The sequence below is a fragment of the Aeromonas sp. MR16 genome, assembly GCF_022549315.1.
In the GTDB taxonomy this organism is placed as follows: Bacteria; Pseudomonadota; Gammaproteobacteria; order Enterobacterales; family Aeromonadaceae; genus Aeromonas; species Aeromonas aquatica.
This window is the reverse complement of the sequence record NZ_JAKZFK010000001.1, coordinates 220,597-236,646: the sequence shown is the minus strand read 5'-3', so window position 1 is coordinate 236,646 and position 16,050 is coordinate 220,597. Positions and strand designations below refer to the sequence as shown.

Annotated in this window: 16 protein-coding genes; 8 read left to right on the top strand and 8 right to left on the bottom strand. The window is 59.7% G+C overall.

From position 1 onward, the window contains the following. Position 1: 1 nt before the first annotated feature. The 3 genes from lolA to lrp all read right to left on the bottom strand — a co-directional run bounded on the left by lolA (position 2) and on the right by lrp (position 3,885). Positions 2 to 610, bottom strand: coding sequence for an outer membrane lipoprotein chaperone LolA (lolA, locus tag MM194_RS00950; RefSeq protein ID WP_033129617.1), 609 nt, complete (start codon positions 608 to 610; stop codon positions 2 to 4). A gap of 69 nt (positions 611 to 679) precedes the next feature. Beyond that, a complete protein-coding gene (locus MM194_RS00945) occupies positions 680 to 3,187 on the bottom strand; it encodes a DNA translocase FtsK 4TM domain-containing protein (RefSeq protein ID WP_241342346.1) in 2,508 nt (835 codons plus the stop codon). 206 nt (positions 3,188 to 3,393) lie between these two features. After that, the gene (lrp, locus tag MM194_RS00940; RefSeq protein WP_005300047.1) at positions 3,394 to 3,885 is read right to left on the bottom strand and encodes a leucine-responsive transcriptional regulator Lrp; all 492 of its coding nucleotides are present in this window, start codon (positions 3,883 to 3,885) and stop codon (positions 3,394 to 3,396) included. 150 nt (positions 3,886 to 4,035) lie between these two features. Between lrp and ald the strand changes: the two genes are divergently transcribed. From ald to MM194_RS00925, 3 genes are all read left to right on the top strand, one after another. Then, the gene (ald, locus tag MM194_RS00935; protein ID WP_241342345.1) at positions 4,036 to 5,151 is read left to right on the top strand and encodes an alanine dehydrogenase; all 1,116 of its coding nucleotides are present in this window, start codon (positions 4,036 to 4,038) and stop codon (positions 5,149 to 5,151) included. 183 nt (positions 5,152 to 5,334) lie between these two features. Beyond that, positions 5,335 to 6,285, top strand: coding sequence for a thioredoxin-disulfide reductase (trxB, locus tag MM194_RS00930; RefSeq protein WP_033129620.1), 951 nt, complete (start codon positions 5,335 to 5,337; stop codon positions 6,283 to 6,285). Positions 6,286 to 6,342: 57 nt separating this feature from the next. Further along, a complete protein-coding gene (locus MM194_RS00925; protein WP_241342344.1) occupies positions 6,343 to 7,584 on the top strand; it encodes a diguanylate cyclase in 1,242 nt (413 codons plus the stop codon). A 111-nt stretch (positions 7,585 to 7,695) separates the two neighbouring features. Here MM194_RS00925 and MM194_RS00920 read toward each other — a convergent pair whose 3' ends face one another. Beyond that, positions 7,696 to 8,166, bottom strand: coding sequence for a glycine zipper 2TM domain-containing protein (locus MM194_RS00920; protein ID WP_033129622.1), 471 nt, complete (start codon positions 8,164 to 8,166; stop codon positions 7,696 to 7,698). A 17-nt stretch (positions 8,167 to 8,183) separates the two neighbouring features. Between MM194_RS00920 and aat the strand changes: the two genes are divergently transcribed. From aat to infA, 3 genes are all read left to right on the top strand, one after another. Continuing rightward, positions 8,184 to 8,891, top strand: a complete 708-nt coding sequence (gene aat, locus MM194_RS00915; protein WP_241342343.1) for a leucyl/phenylalanyl-tRNA--protein transferase — start codon at positions 8,184 to 8,186, stop codon at positions 8,889 to 8,891. Next, positions 8,888 to 9,604, top strand: a complete 717-nt coding sequence (locus tag MM194_RS00910; RefSeq protein ID WP_241342342.1) for an arginyltransferase — start codon at positions 8,888 to 8,890, stop codon at positions 9,602 to 9,604. Before aat ends, MM194_RS00910 begins: the two co-directional genes overlap by 4 nt. Positions 9,605 to 9,672: 68 nt before the next feature. Further along, positions 9,673 to 9,891, top strand: coding sequence for a translation initiation factor IF-1 (gene infA, locus MM194_RS00905; protein ID WP_005300033.1), 219 nt, complete (start codon positions 9,673 to 9,675; stop codon positions 9,889 to 9,891). Positions 9,892 to 9,960: 69 nt separating this feature from the next. Here infA and clpA read toward each other — a convergent pair whose 3' ends face one another. Together clpA and clpS are read right to left on the bottom strand one after the other, a co-directional pair. Continuing rightward, positions 9,961 to 12,219, bottom strand: a complete 2,259-nt coding sequence (gene clpA, locus MM194_RS00900; protein WP_033129625.1) for an ATP-dependent Clp protease ATP-binding subunit ClpA — start codon at positions 12,217 to 12,219, stop codon at positions 9,961 to 9,963. Positions 12,220 to 12,279: 60 nt separating this feature from the next. After that, complete coding sequence (clpS, locus tag MM194_RS00895) at positions 12,280 to 12,597, bottom strand: ATP-dependent Clp protease adapter ClpS (RefSeq protein ID WP_033129626.1); 318 nt, start codon at positions 12,595 to 12,597, stop codon at positions 12,280 to 12,282. Positions 12,598 to 12,825: 228 nt separating this feature from the next. Here clpS and cspD point away from each other — a divergent pair, with 228 nt between their 5' ends. After that, on the top strand, positions 12,826 to 13,044 hold the full coding sequence (cspD, locus tag MM194_RS00890; protein ID WP_005300025.1) for a cold shock-like protein CspD: 219 nt from the start codon (positions 12,826 to 12,828) through the stop codon (positions 13,042 to 13,044). 122 nt (positions 13,045 to 13,166) lie between these two features. Here cspD and asd read toward each other — a convergent pair whose 3' ends face one another. After that, a complete protein-coding gene (asd, locus tag MM194_RS00885) occupies positions 13,167 to 14,279 on the bottom strand; it encodes an aspartate-semialdehyde dehydrogenase (protein WP_241342341.1) in 1,113 nt (370 codons plus the stop codon). Between the two features lie 337 nt (positions 14,280 to 14,616). Between asd and sugE the strand changes: the two genes are divergently transcribed. Next, entirely contained in the window at positions 14,617 to 14,931 is a 315-nt protein-coding gene (gene sugE, locus MM194_RS00880; protein ID WP_033129628.1) for a quaternary ammonium compound efflux SMR transporter SugE, read from the top strand. 265 nt (positions 14,932 to 15,196) lie between these two features. Here sugE and MM194_RS00875 read toward each other — a convergent pair whose 3' ends face one another. Beyond that, the gene (locus MM194_RS00875; protein ID WP_241342340.1) at positions 15,197 to 15,895 is read right to left on the bottom strand and encodes a B3/4 domain-containing protein; all 699 of its coding nucleotides are present in this window, start codon (positions 15,893 to 15,895) and stop codon (positions 15,197 to 15,199) included. Between the last annotated feature and the right edge of the window lie 155 nt (positions 15,896 to 16,050).

Here is a 16,050-nt window from a genome sequence, read left to right as displayed (position 1 = left end):
ATCAGCGCTGATCGTCCAGCGTGACCCCCTTCGGAGCCTTGAACACGAACTCGTTGCCCTTGAGCACCGGCTTGCGGTTGAAACCGCTCAGGGTGAATTCGCTCCACTGCCCCTGCGCCTCTTTCACGTCGAAGCGGCTGATGTTGTTCTGCCTGTCGAAGGTGATGCGGAAGGAGGCGATCAGCTCATCCTGGTTGCGGCTGGTGACGGTATAGACGTCCCCCTGCTGGGTCACGTCATAGTTCTTCCAAAGCGCGTTGTCGTTGCCGGCGATCAGCACGAAGGGGGTGTTGAGCACCGCATCCTTCATCTTGAGGGCGGTGACCTGCTCGACGAAGGGATCATAGACCCACACATCCTTGCCGTCGGCCACGATCAGGCTCTCATCAGGGGTAGTGGTGTGCCAGTTGAAGCGATTCGGCCGCTGCACCAGCAGATCGCCGCCGGCCCGCTGCAGCTCCTTGCCCTTGCTGTCGTAGACCACCTGGGCAAACTTGGCGGAGAACAGGCTCACACCGGCCAGCTTCTGCTTGAGATCGCTGGCGGCATCGGCCCACACCTGGCTGCTGGCCAGCAGCAGTACAGAACCCATCAATAATGCTTTTTTCATCAGAATTCCCGTCCAAGAGGGTCAGATAAGAGGCCATGTCCGCAGACATGGCCAGGATGATATGGAGGCTTAATCCCGTACCGGCGGCGGTGCCAGCACGTCGCGCTGACCGTTGCCACCCGGGGCACTGACGATACCCTGATTCTCCATCTGCTCGATGAGACGGGCCGCCCGGTTGTAACCGATCTTGAACTTGCGCTGCACGCTGGAGGTGGATCCACGGCGCGATTCCACCACGAAGGCCACCGCCTCGTCGAACAGGGCATCGAGCTCCTCGTCGCCGCTGCTGCCGTAGTCACCACTGCCGCCCTCACCCTCCGACTCGCCGGAGAGGATCTCCTCGATGTAGTTCGGCTCACCGCGCAGCTTCCAGTCCGCCACCACCTTGTGTACCTCGTGGTCATCGACGAAGGCGCCGTGCACCCGAGTCGGATTGGAGGTACCCGCCGGCATGTAGAGCATGTCGCCCATGCCGAGCAGGGATTCGGCGCCGCCCTGATCCAGGATGGTGCGCGAATCGATCTTGCTCGACACCTGGAACGAGATCCGGGTCGGGATGTTGGCCTTGATGAGGCCGGTAATGACATCCACCGACGGACGCTGGGTCGCGAGGATGAGGTGAATACCGGCTGCCCGCGCCTTCTGGGCGATACGGGCGATGAGCTCTTCCACCTTCTTGCCGACGATCATCATCATGTCGGCAAACTCGTCCACCACCACCACTATGTGGGGCAGCTTCTCGAGTTCCGGCGGCATCTGATCCATGGAGTCGCCGGGGCGCCACAGCGGATCCCGCAGCGGTTGTCCCTCGGCGGCCGCGGCCAGCACCTTGTCGTTGTAGCCCTTGAGGTTACGCACCCCGACCGCGGACATCAGCTTGTAGCGACGCTCCATCTCGCCCACGCACCAGCGCAGGGCGTTGGCGGCATCCTTCATGTCGGTGACCACCTCGGTAAGCAGGTGCGGTATCCCCTCGTAGACCGAGAGCTCCAGCATCTTGGGGTCGATCATGATGAAGCGCAGATCCTCCGGAGACGACTTGTAGAGCATGGAGATGATCATGGTGTTCACCCCCACCGACTTGCCGGAGCCGGTGGTACCGGCCACCAGCAGGTGCGGCATCTTGGCGAGGTTCACCACCACGGGCTCGCCGGCGATGTCCTGGCCCAGGCCCATGGTGAGCGGGTTGCGGCTGCCCGAGAAGGCCTCGCAATCCAGGGTCTCGCGCAGGTAGACGGTCTGGCGCACCCGGTTGGGCAGCTCGATGCCGACGAAGGTCTTGCCCGGGATAACCTCCACCACCCGCACGCTGCTGGCGGAGAGGGAGCGGGCCAGATCGCGGGACAAGTTGGTGATCTTGCTCGCCTTCATGCCCGGCGCCAAATCCAGCTCGAAGCGAGTGATGACGGGACCCGGATAGACACCGACCACCTTGGCCTGCACGTTGTAATCGGCCAGCTTGGCCTCCACCAGACGGCCCATGCGGTCCAGTTCGTCCTTGCTCATCATCTGGGTCTTGGCGGGCGGTCTGTCCAGCAGCTCTACACTCGGCAAGGGGGCCATGCCCGGCTGCGGGCGGCGTTTGGGTTTGGGCGCCACGGCGACAGGGGCAACGGCGTCGTCATCCCCTTCCGCCCAGGGCAAGTCGAGATCCTCTTCATCCTGGTTGGCCAGGGGCTGGGAACGGCCATTGGCCACGCGCCTGGTCTTGGCGACGGGGGCCGGCGCCTCGTCATCTTCGTCATCAAACTGCGGATCGAACTGGAAGGTATCCTCGTCGAGCTCCGGCAGCCACTGGTCCGATTTTGACTTCTGGGCCTTGCCGCCGGCCTTGGCCTTGGGATTGCGCGTCCAGCTGCTGTGTGGCTCGTCTTCCTCGTCATCCAGATCGAGGGCACCCAGGCCCCCTTCCAGCAGGGGATCCGGCCCTTCATAGCGGGGCTGGCGCCAGCCCCCGGTCAACCAGCGACCCAGGGTGGTGGGGAAGTGGTAGACAGCGCTGACGCTGCCGGTGCAGGTGGCCCCGATCCGCTCGACGATGGTGAGCCAGGACCAGCCGGTGAACAGGGTGATGCCGGTGGCCACGAAGCAGAGCAACATCAGGTTGGCACCGACGCCGCCAAACAGCGGCACCACGGCGGAGGCGATCACGTCCCCCACCAGGCCGCCGGCGGAGAAATTCTGCAAGTCGTTGAAGTTCATGCTGGCAATGGCCGACATGCCGAGCACCGTCAGCACGAAACCGATGATCCGCACCGACAGGGTGAGATAGTCCACCTCCAGCAGTCGGCTCGGGCGCCAGAACAGGCTCCAGCCGAGCAGCACCGTCAGCGGGGGCACCAGATAGGAGAAGGCACCGAAGGTAAACATGGTGATGTCGGCGAGCCAGGCACCGGCGCTGCCCGCCAGGTTCTTCACCTCTCCCTGCCAGGAGGTCTGGGACCAACCGGGATCGGCGGGGTGATAGGTCAAGAGGGCAAGCAAGAGATAGGCAGCCATCAGGGTGATGGCGATCAAGACGGCCTCGAAGATCCGTTGCGTACCTGACAAAGGAGTAAACAGCTTTTTATCGGCCAAACTCCGGCTCCTTTCTGAAAACATGTAATGCGGGGATAGGGGGCCTAGTATCCCTGAAAAGCCCACCCATTGTCAGCCAGTGCCTGAGGCGGGGCTATGAATACGGTAATAACATGAATACGCCATAAGAAGAAACGAGCGGACCAGCCGCTCGTTTCTGACTATCGTGACTCGTCATGGAACTTGCAAGTCACAGCATAACCCGCTTAGCGGGTGCTGATCACCAGACGACTACTCTGCTTGACCTCTTCCATCACCACGTAGGTGCGAGTGTCGTTGACCCCGGGCAGACGCAGCAGCGTCTCCCCAAGCAAGCGGCGATAAGCCGACATGTCGCTGACGCGGGTCTTGAGCAGATAGTCAAAATCACCGGAGACCAAGTGGCATTCCTGGATCTCTTCGAGCACCTGAACAGCCTTGTTGAACTGCTCGAACACATCGGGGGCGCCACGATTGAGGGTAATCTCCACGAATACCAACAGAGACGCATCCAGATAATGAGGGTTCAGAATAGCGGCATACCCTTCGATATAACCTTGTCGCTCAAGGCGACGAACCCGTTCCAGACACGGTGTAGGACTCAGGCCAACTCGTTTGGACAACTCAACATTCGAAATCCTGCCGTCCTTTTGCAGTTCGTTCAGAATGTTGCGGTCAATCCTGTCCAAATCCTTTAGCCGACTCTTAGCTTCCATCATTTAATTCCATCCTTTGGCTATTTTTTGGTAAGAATCACCAGCTATCTTATAATTATGGTCACAAATCCTGTCAATACCTGAATATACTAGGCGCAAATGCCACTTAACATTCCAGCAACATAAACCACCAATCGATAGACGAGGGATAGCATGATTATCGGTGTACCTAAGGAAATAAAAAACCATGAATATCGCGTAGGCATGGTTCCAGCCAGTGTACGTGAACTAACAGCACGAAACCATACTGTTTTCGTCCAAAGCGGTGCAGGAAGTGGCATTGGCTTCAGTGATGCAGATTATCTGGCTGCTGGAGCCGAAATTTTGGCCTCCGCTGGCGATGTTTTCGCCAAAGCCGAGATGATCGTCAAGGTCAAGGAGCCCCAGGCGGTCGAGCGTGCCATGCTGCGCCCCGGCCAGACCCTGTTCACCTACCTGCATCTGGCACCAGACCTGGCCCAGACCCGAGAGTTGCAGGACAGCGGCGCGGTCTGCATCGCCTACGAAACCGTCACCGATGCCCGTGGTGGTCTGCCGCTGCTGGCTCCCATGTCGGAGGTGGCCGGACGCATGTCTATTCAGGCCGGTGCCCAGGCACTGGAGAAGTCCCGCGGCGGTAGCGGCATGCTGCTCGGCGGCGTCCCCGGGGTCGAACCGGCCAAGGTGGTGATCATCGGTGGTGGTGTAGTGGGTTCGAACGCAGCCCGCATGGCCATCGGCCTGCGCGCCGATGTCACCATACTCGACAACAACATCGACACCCTGCGTCGCCTCGACAGCGAATTCCAGGGGGCGGCCAAGGTGGTTTACTCCAACCGCGAGACCCTGGAGCGCCACATCCTGGCGGCGGATCTGGTCATCGGCGGCGTGCTGGTACCCGGCGCCACTGCGCCAAAACTTGTCAGCCGTGACCACATTGCGCGCATGAAGCCGGGCTCGGCCGTGGTCGACGTGGCCATCGATCAGGGCGGCTGCGTGGAAACCTCCCACGCCACCACCCATCAGGATCCGACTTTCATCGTCGATGAGGTGGTGCACTACTGCGTGGCCAACATGCCGGGCGCCGTGGCCAGAACCTCCACCGTGGCCCTCAACAACGCCACCCTGCCCTTCATCATCCGGCTGGCCGAGCAGGGTTATCGCAAGGCCCTGCTGGGCGATCCCCACCTGTTGCACGGGCTGAACGTGATGGCAGGCAAGATCACCTGCCGGGAAGTGGCCGAGGCGCACAGCCTGGCCTACACGGATCCCCTGAGCCTGTTGAACTGATCGCCGACCCCGCAAGGGGACGTGATGAGTGAAAATCCGCCCGCGATGGGCGGTTTTTTTATGGCGCCATGCCAGCCCCTTTCCCCCTCGGCGCCGATTGCCACAATCGATGCGCTGGCCTTTGACCCCGGATCACGAATTACCTACAATCGCGCAAACTCAACACGTCTCGGAAATCACATCATGAGCCAAGTTACTCATAGCAAACTGCTGATCTTAGGGTCAGGCCCGGCGGGTTACACCGCGGCCGTCTATGCCGCCCGCGCCAACCTCAATCCCCTGCTCATCACCGGCATGCAGCAAGGTGGTCAGCTGACCACCACCACCGAGGTGGAAAACTGGCCGGGTGATGCGGAAGGGCTGACCGGTCCGGCCCTGATGGAACGCATGCAGGCCCATGCGGAAAAATTCGATACCCGTATCCTGTTCGATCACATCAACGAAGTGGAGCTGACCCAGCGTCCGTTCCGCCTCAAGGGTGACAACGGCGAATACAGCTGCGATGCGCTGATCATCGCCACCGGCGCCTCCGCCAAATACCTGGGGCTGCCCTCCGAGGAGGCATTCAAGGGCCGTGGCGTCTCCGCCTGCGCCACCTGCGACGGCTTCTTCTATCGCAACCAGGAAGTGGCCGTGGTCGGTGGCGGCAACACCGCCGTGGAAGAGGCGCTCTATCTGGCCAACATCGCCAAGAAGGTGCACCTCATTCATCGCCGTGACGAGTTCCGCGCCGAGAAGATCCTGATCAAGCGTCTGCACGACAAGGTGGCCAGCGGCAACATAGTGCTGCACACCCACCAGACCCTGGATGAAGTGCTGGGCGACAACATGGGTGTGACTGGCGTGCGCCTGCGCAGCACCAGAGACGAGTCCACCTCCGAGCTGCCGCTGATGGGCGTCTTCATCGCCATCGGCCACCAGCCCAACACCCAGATCTTCGCTGGCCAGCTGGCCATGGAGAACGGTTACCTCAAGGTGCGTGGCGGCCTGGAAGGCTTTGCGACCCAAACCAGCATCCCGGGCGTGTTTGCCGCAGGGGATGTGGCCGACCATGTTTATCGTCAGGCGATCACCTCCGCCGGCACAGGTTGCATGGCGGCACTGGATGCAGAGCGATATCTGGACGCACAATAAGCACAAGGATATAAAGGGCATGCCAAGAGGCATGCCCTTTTGTTTTTAAGGAGCCGGATGAAACGAAAAATATTGATAGTCGAAGACAGCCTGACGATCCGTCGCATGCTGATCCAGGCCATCACCCAGCAAACCGGGCTAGAGATCGACGCCTTCGATACCCTGGCGGGCGCCAGCCACTGCCAGGGAGAGGAGTACGTGGTCGCCCTGGTGGATCTCACCCTGCCGGATGCCCCCAACGGAGAGGCGGTCAATGTGCTGCTGACTCAGGGCCTGCCGGTGGTGATCCTCACCGCCGACATCAGCGAGGAGAAGCGGGAAGCCTGGCTGGAGGCCGGGGTGATGGACTATGTGATGAAGGATTCACGCCACTCCCTGCAATACGCCGTCAGCCTGGTACACCGTCTCTACCTCAACCAGGCCATCGAGGTGCTGGTGGTCGATGACTCCCGTACCGCCCGCCATCGCACCATGGCCCAGTTGCGCAAGCAGCTGTTGCAGGTGCATGAGGCAAACAGCGCCCGCGACGCCCTGGCCATTCTCGAGCAGAATCCCGCCATTCGGTTGATGCTGGTGGACTACTACATGCCGGAGATAGACGGCATCAGCCTGGTGCGCATGCTGCGGGAGCGCTACAGCAAACAGCGGCTCGCCATCATCGGCATCTCGGTGTCGGACAAACGCGGACTTTCCGCCCGTTACCTCAAGCAAGGTGCAAACGACTTTCTCAATCAGCCGTTCGAACCCGAGGAGCTGCAGTGCCGGGTCAGCCACAACCTGGAGGCGCTGGAGCAGTTCAACAGCATCCAGGAGTCGGCCAACCGTGACTACCTGACCGGCCTCTACAACCGGCGCTACTGGTTCAACGAGGGACAGAAGTGGTTCGAGGAACATCAGCGCCAGCAAACCCAGCTCACCCTGTGCGTGCTCGACGTGGATCACTTCAAGCAAGTCAATGATCACTGGGGCCATGCCATCGGCGATCTGCTGCTCTGCCATCTGACCCGCCTGCTCACCCAGTTCTTCCCCGACGCCATGATTGCCCGCTTCGGAGGAGAGGAGTTTGCCTTGATGGTGCCCCATTGCACCGTACCCGTGTTGCTCAAACGGCTGGAGGGACTACGCCAGCAGATGCGTCAGCAGCCGCTGTCCCGGGAGATTTCGCTGTTCGTGCGCGCCAGTTTTGGCGTCATCAACGTCGGGCGGCTCTCCATGGACGAGGCACTGAGCGAAGCCGATCGCCAGTTGTATCAGGCGAAGAACACCGGCCGCGACAAGATAGTGTCTCAGGACGCCTGATCGAGTCTCAACACAGGCATCCCGTGTAGTACCGCCCGGCGCCCCTTAGTGGTGGCCGCCGGGTCATTCCCCTCCCCCTGCTTGCCTTCTCTTGCCGCTCGTTGAGCGCGCTCAATAGGTCTTGTCGACTCGCACGCCATCGCTGAAGTAAAGGATCCGTACCTTGTCGCCACTGGCGAACTGCATGGCCGGATCGTAATCCTGGATCACGTTGATAAGCCCGTCCTGATCATTTCGAATGAGCAGTTCAACCAGCTTGTTCTCCACCACGCTGCCGCCTGACTGGTACTGCTGCGCCGCAGCCGCCCCGGCCAGGGCGCCCACCGCAGTGGCGATCTCCCGCCCATGGCCACCGCCGAACTGATTGCCGAGCAAGCCTCCCAGCACGGCGCCCCCCAAGGTCTTCCAGCCGGAATGCTCGGACTCCACCATCTGGCGCTGGGTGATGTTGCGCACCGTGTCCACCTGACCAAACACCACCTGATCCACGGGACGCGCCGTGTTGCGCTCGTATGGCGCAGCCCAGGCGGGCGCCGTGACAAAGCCAAGCAAGCTGGATACTATCAGGATAATGGCCTTCATCTATGAACCTCTGTCTTATGTCTCGCTATCTTACCCAACTGGATGATGAGCTGTGCTGGTTCCCCTCCCCCAGCCATGCGCTGGAAGAGCCCAACGGCCTGCTGGCCATCGGCGGCGATCTCTCCCCTGACCGCTTGCTGGCAGCTTATCACAGGGGGATCTTCCCGTGGAATGAGCCGCACCAGCCTCTGCTGTGGTGGTCGCCGGATCCCAGAGGCGTCGTCGAGCCCGAGCGGTTGCACATAGGGCGCAGCCTGCACAAGTTTATCCGCCGTACCCCATTCGATATTTCCATCGATTGCGCCTTTAATGAGGTGATAGCGGCCTGCGCCGCACCCCGTCGCAGTGCCAGTGGAACCTGGATAAGCACGCCCATGATCGACGCCTATCAGCAACTTCACCGCCTGGGCCACGCCCACTCCATCGAGATCTGGCAGGACGGCCAGCTGCAGGCCGGGCTCTACGGTCTCTCCCTCGGTCGCGTCTTCTGCGGCGAGTCCATGTTCAGCCGCATCGATAACGGCGCCAAGCTGGCCATGGTGGCGCTCTGCAGCCACTTCGCCCGCCATGACGGCGCCCTCATCGACTGCCAGATGCAAAACGACTTCCTGGCGACCCTGGGAATAGAACAGTGGCCCAGACGCCAGTTCCTAACGGCCCTGACGAGTCTGAGTCAGCAGCGACTGACCGATGGCTGCTGGCAGGCTGGGAGCATCAGTTTATGACCGAAGAAGTGATCCTCAAGGTCGGCTTGACCCCCAAACACCCCTGCAGCTACCTCGGCCACGAGCAGGAACAACTGCTGGTGCTGATGGATCACGAGCTGCTCAATGCCGCGGGCTATGAGCGGCTGTTGACGGCAGGATTTCGGCGCAGTGGCAACGACATCTATCGCCCCCACTGCCCAGCCTGCAGTGCCTGCCAGTCCTTGCGTATCCACAGCGAGTGTTTCGTGCCGAGTCGCGGCCAGAAACGCATTCGCCAACTGAACCGGGATCTGGAGTTGGTACTGAGCTATGACGACAAACCCGAATATTATCAGCTCTACGAACGCTACATTCGCGAACGCCACCGCGATGGCAGCATGTACCCGCCGAGCCGCACCCAGTACAAAGGCTTCCTGCATTGCGACTGGATGCCCCCGCTTTATCTGGAGATGCGCAAAGAAGGACGGCTCATAGGGGTCGCCACGACGGATATGCTACCCCATGCCCTGAGCGCCATGTACACCTTCTTCGATCCGGACTATGCCGATCGCTCCCTCGGTACCTTCGCCATTCTGAGTCAGTTGGAACTTGCCCGGCGCACCGGTCGCAGCTGGCTGTATTTGGGCTATCTGGTGGAGGCGTGCCGCAAGATGAATTACAAGCGCCAATACCTGCCCCACGAGCTGCTGGTGCAGGGAGAATGGAAAAAATTCGACACCAAGCCCGAGTAAACTTTACACATAGCCTTAAATCCGGCATGATCCAGCGGTTTTTTGTTGTGGCTTATCAAGAGGATTCAATGGCTAAAGAAGACAGTATTGAGATGCAGGGTACCATTCTCGAAACCTTGCCCAATACCATGTTCCGTGTGGAACTGGAAAATGGTCACGTGGTTATCGCTCATATTTCCGGCAAGATGCGCAAAAACTACATCCGTATCCTGACTGGGGACAAAGTAACGGTGGCTCTGACTCCGTACGATCTCTCCAAGGGACGTATTGTTTTCCGCTCTCGCTAAGCCAGGAATTCAGCAAAAAACCCCAGCCTCTCGGCTGGGGTTTTTTGTCATTTCTGGTATTCAACACACTTAGTGGGAGACAGCTTCAACATTGACCTGAAAGTCAAAGCTGAGGCTGTTATCCACCAACTCCACCTTCACCACCCCACCATCGACCAGTGAACCAAACAGGATCTCATTGGCCAAGGGCTTCTTGAGGTGCTCCTGAATGACCCGTCCCATGGGTCTGGCACCCATCGCCCGATCGTAACCCTTCTCGGCCAACCAGTGACGCGCCTCTTCGGATACCTCGAGTGACACCCCTTTGGCGTCCAGCTGTACCTGCAGTTCGACGATGAACTTGTCGACCACCTGATGGATCACCGTCATGTCCAGATGGTTGAACCAGATGGTGTGATCGAGCCGGTTACGGAACTCCGGGCTGAACGTCTTGTTGATCACCGCCATGGCGTCGTGGCTCATGTCCTGTTGCTGGAAGCCGATGGACTTGCGCTGGGTCTCCTGCACCCCCGCGTTGGTAGTCATCACCAGGATCACGTTGCGAAAATCTGCCTTGCGGCCGTTGTTGTCCGTCAGGGTCCCGTTATCCATCACCTGCAGCAGCAGGTTGAAGACATCCGGGTGCGCCTTCTCGATTTCATCGAGCAGCACCACAGAGTGCGGATGCTTGAGCACCGAATCGGTCAGCAAGCCCCCCTGCTCGAAGCCGACATAGCCGGGAGGCGCCCCGATCAGGCGGGAGACGGTGTGGCGCTCCATGTATTCGGACATGTCAAAACGCAGTACCTCGACCCCAAGCGCCTTGCCGAGCTGCTGGGTGACTTCGGTCTTGCCCACCCCGGTCGGGCCGGCAAACAGGAAGCAGCCCACGGGTCGGCGCTCATTACCCAGGCCGGAGCGTGACAGGCGGATCGCATCGGTCAACACCGCTATGGCCTTGTCCTGACCGAACACCACCATCTTGAGATTGCGCTCCAGGTTCTTCAGCACCTCCTTGTCGGAGGAAGAGACAGATTTTTCCGGAATGCGGGCAATCTTGGCGACGATGGCCTCGATTTCCGGCACATTGATCACTTTCTTGCGCTTGCTGACGGGCAGCAGACGCTGACCCGCTCCCGCCTCGTCGATCACGTCGATCGCCTTGTCCGGCAGGTGGCGATCGTTGATGTACTTGGCCGAGAGCTCGACCGCGGCCCGGATCGCCTTGACGGTGTAACGCACGCCGTGGTGTGACTCATAACGGCTCTTGAGCCCCATCAGGATACGGGTGGTGTCGTCCACACTTGGCTCGACGATATCGATCTTCTGGAAGCGACGCGCCAGGGCCCGGTCTTTTTCGAAGATCTGGGAATATTCCTGATAGGTGGTCGAACCGACACAGCGCAGCAGACCGTTGGAGAGCAACGGCTTGATGAGGTTGGCCGCATCCAGCTGACCACCGGATGCCGCCCCCGCCCCTATGATGGTGTGGATCTCGTCGATAAACAGGATGGCCCCTTCCTGGCGCTCGATCTGCTTGAGCAGCACCTTGAGGCGTTTCTCGAAGTCGCCGCGATACTTGGTCCCCGCCAGCAGGGAGCCCATGTCCAGCGAATAGATGGTGCTGTTTGCGATAACCTCGGGCACATCGCCCTTGACGATGCGATAAGCCAGTCCCTCGGCGATGGCGGTTTTGCCGACACCGGCCTCCCCCACCAACAGCGGGTTGTTCTTGCGGCGACGACACAGGACTTGAATGGTACGGCTCAGCTCCTGATCCCGTCCGATGAGCGGATCGATGCGTCCCTCCAGCACCAGCTGGTTGAGGTTGGTGGCAAAGCTCTCTATCTGGGCAGAAGAGACCTCGTCATCAGACTCGGCATTATTGCCGCTACCGCCGTTCTCGGGTTTGCTGTCTTTGCGCACCCCGTGGGAGAGGAAATTCACCACGTCCAGCCGGCTTACTTCGGCTTTTTTCAGGAAATAGGCGGCCTGGGACTCCTGCTCACTGAAGATGGCGACCAGCACATTGGCGCCGCTCACCTCGGTATTGCCGGACGACTGGACATGGAACACGGCCCGTTGCAGCACGCGCTGGAAGCCCAGGGTGGGTTGGGTCTCACGGTCTTCATCATCGCGGGGGATGAGCGGAGTCGTTTGATTGATGAATGCGCGGATCTCCTTGCGCATCAGCTCCACATCAGCACCACATGAACTCAGCGCCTCATGGGCTGAGCTGTTATCCAACAGGGCTAACAACAGGTGCTCGACGGTCATGAATTCGTGGCGCTCGTCACGGGCCAGTTTGAAAGCCTCGTTCAGCGTCTTTTCTAGATCTTTGTTCAACATAGGCACCTCCCCTCAGTACAACAACAATGCGGTGTCGTTCTCGCTATCAAGTCATCAGATTCAAGCCTTTTCCATGGTACATAGCAGTGGATGTTCGTTGTTACGTGCGTAGGTGTTAACCTGGACCATCTTGGTCTCGGCAATCTCGGCGGTAAATGTGCCGCAGACTCCCTTACCACTATAATGCACACTCAGCATCACCTGAGTGGCCTTGTCCAGATCCATACCAAAGAACCTTTGCAGCACCTCCACCACGAACTCCATCGGTGTGTAGTCATCGTTGTTCAACACGACCTTGTACATGGGTGGCGGTTGCAGCTTCGTTTTCTCTGCTTGTGCAATCTCTTCATTAGCAAAGAGTTCTTTCTGCTTGCTCATAATTGCGCTTTGGTACCTCTAGATTACTACCGTCTCGTCGAAGATTGTCAATAGACTTGTTAACCAGATCACATCGGTTGTTAACAACTTCTTGACTCGCTCAAAAGTTGGACTAGATTGGTTACTTGCTAATCGGCGCCCGTCTGCTATGGGCTGATGTTCTAGTTATATAAGGCTGGCGCAGGTTACTCAACGACTTCAGGGTAATCAATAAAAGGATGTAGATGTATGGCAACCGGAACAGTCAAGTGGTTCAACAACGCAAAAGGATTTGGGTTTATCTGTCCGGAAGGCGGTGGTGAAGATATCTTCGCTCACTACTCCACGATACAAATGGAAGGTTACAAGACCTTGAAAGCAGGTCAGGCAGTCAACTTTGAACTGCAGCAGGGGCCGAAAGGAAATCACGCCTCTGTCATCGTGCCAAACGAAGCACAGAACATGTAAGAGTCAAACTGGATAAATTGAAAAACGGCATACCGCTAGGTTGCCGTTTTTTATTGGGCATCAATCGTAAAAAAGGAAGGCCAGGCCTTCCTTTTTTGCTGTGCAGCGCAGCGCGTCGCCTATCAGCGATCCAGCAAGATGTTGAGCATGCGGCGCAGCGGTTCGGCGGCGCCCCACAACAGCTGATCACCCACGGTGAAGGCCGCTAGGTATTCCGGCCCCATGTTGAGCTTGCGCAGACGGCCCACCGGGATGCTGAGGGTGCCGGTAACGGCGGCCGGGGTCAGCTCGCGGGCGGTGATGTCGCGATCGTTCGGGATCACCTTGACCCAGTCGTTATGAGCCGCGATCAGCGCCTCTATCTCGGCCAGCGGCAGGTCCTTCTTCAGCTTGATGGTGAAGGCCTGGCTATGGCAGCGCAGGGCGCCGATCCGCACGCAGAGGCCATCCACCGGGATGGCGACGTCTTCGATGCCGAGGATCTTGTTGGTCTCCGCCTGGCCCTTCCACTCTTCACGGCTCTGGCCGTTGTCGAGCTTGGTGTCGATCCAGGGGATGAGACCACCGGCCAGCGGCACGCCGAAGTTGTCCACCGGCAGGGTACCAGAGCGGGTCTTCTCGGTGATCTTGCGCTCGATGTCGAGGATGGCGGAGGCGGGATCCGCCAGCTCCACCGCTACTTCGTCGCGCAGCAGGCCCATCTGGGTAACCAGCTCGCGCATGTGGCGGGCACCGCCACCGGAAGCGGCCTGATAAGTTGCCACGCTCACCCACTCCACCAGATCGGCCTTGAACAGGCCGCCCAAGGCCAGCAGCATCAGGCTGACGGTACAGTTGCCACCGACGAAGGTCTTGATGCCGTTGTTCAGGGCCTGCTCGATGACGTCGCCGTTGACCGGATCCAGGATGATGACGGCGTCCTTATCCATGCGCAGGGAGGAGGCGGCATCGATCCAGTAGCCCTGCCAGCCGGCAGCCAGCAAGCGCGGGTAGACATCCTTGGTGTAGTCGCCGCCCTGGGCGGTGATGATGATCTCCTGCGCGGCCAGCGCCTCGATGTCGAAGGCATCTTGCAAGGTGCCGGCATCGACGCCGAAGTTGGGGGCGGCCTCACCGGCCTGGGAGGTGGTAAAGAAGGTGGGCTGAATGCGGGCAAAGTCTTTCTCTTCCTGCATCCGGCTCATCAGCACCGAACCCACCATGCCACGCCAACCGACCAAACCTACTTTTTTCATAATGTCCTACCCTGGATAGCTGCTATTAAAAACGAAGCGTCATACGCCGTGACCCCTTGCCGGACGCGGGTCCGTTCACAAGTTCGTCACAAGATTGATTTGCAAAAATATGCGTCTGTCCACATTACGGATTGTCGCGGCGGGCGCAAGTCGAATTGCGCAATATTCTGTGTCGATTGCCGCAATATCCACCGCCGTCGCCCCCTTGGCAGCGGCACTTGGCAACAAGACGCGCTTTGGGGCATGATTGGCGCTGGTTGGCAGTCGCACTGCCCCTTGGGGACGACCCCGAGGCTCCTCTCCCCGCAGGGACGACCCTGCCCCGCTGGAATTCACCATGCCCTGGTTACTCCTGCTACTGGCCGGCCTGTTCGAGGTCGCCTGGGCCATAGGCCTCAAATACACAGACGGCTTCAGCCGTCCCCTCCCCACCCTGCTGACCCTATCTGCCATGGGGGTGAGCGTGGTGCTGCTCGCCATGGCGGTCAAACAGCTGCCACTCGGCACCGCCTACGCGGTCTGGACCGGCATCGGCGCCGTCGGCACCGTGCTGATGGGGATCTGGCTGTTCAACGAACCGGCCACCCTGGCGCGGGTACTCTGCCTGACGCTGATCGTGGGCGGCATCCTGGGGCTGAAATTTATCGGCTAGGGAAGACACAGGGGAGCGGGCTAACCGATCCCCTGCTCCATCGGCGTGACCAGTGCCAAGCGACACGCACTCATACCGATATATCACTACTTTGAGCGATTTTTTATCCTTCTTTATCTGTAGGGTACATATAAAGCAGCATATCTAGCTGCCATGGTCAGATGTTTATCAACGGGTCGGCTCTCGACAAGCCCCGATCAGTGCGCATAAAAATGGCCACTCAGGGTGGCCATCCTCTTCTCACCTTTTTATGCCCAGGCCAGCGTTATCCCTCAGTCAGGCAGCCGATCAGCTCTTGCTCTATTTTGGCGCCCGGCATCATCTGCTTCAATCCTTCGATCAGCCGATCGCCAGCCTCCTGCAGCGCCGAGAGCGGCATTGGCGGTAGGCTCTCCAGGATAAACCACATCTGACCTGACTCGACGCTGAGCCGGGTTTTGACTCCCTGGCGCCAGTTCCAGCGCCGGCAGGTCACGCCCCTGTCATCGCGCCACACCACCTCACCGAGCTCCGGGCTTTCATGGGCGGGCTCCCCTTCTTTCATGGTGTCGAACAGCTCGCTGCCGTCGGCCACGATGAGGCGTGGCACCCCCTCATAGGCGGTCAAATCCTCGCCGCCGACCGGGATGGCGTATTCGATGCTGATGGCGTTGTAGAGATCCACCACGGGATCGATGCAGGGCAGGCTGCCCTCACGCTGCACCCGCTTGAGCAGGGCCTGGGCCGAACAGGGGGTGCGTTGGGGCTTGGCGCCGAAGCGCTTGAATACTTCGTCCCAGGCGCTCAGGTGATCCTGTGCCCAGGGGGCGCCTCCCGCCGCGACCGACTGGCAGGCCTGCGCCAGGGCCCGACTGCCGACCTCGGCATCGACGATGGGGGCCCCGTCGACCAGAATGCTCAGGGCCCGAAATCCCGGAGCCAGGGTGGTCACGCCGGGTGTAATCTGTGGTGTCATCAATGGCATAGCAACTCCCAATGGATAGGCTCTGGGGAAGGCAATAATGAAGGGCGACCCGTACCGGAATGCGGCGCGTATACCCTCCCCGAGCAAGAGGGGCCCATGATGGAGATAGACGGACCATAAAAAAAACTACTTTTTCTTAATGTTGTTTAGAGAAA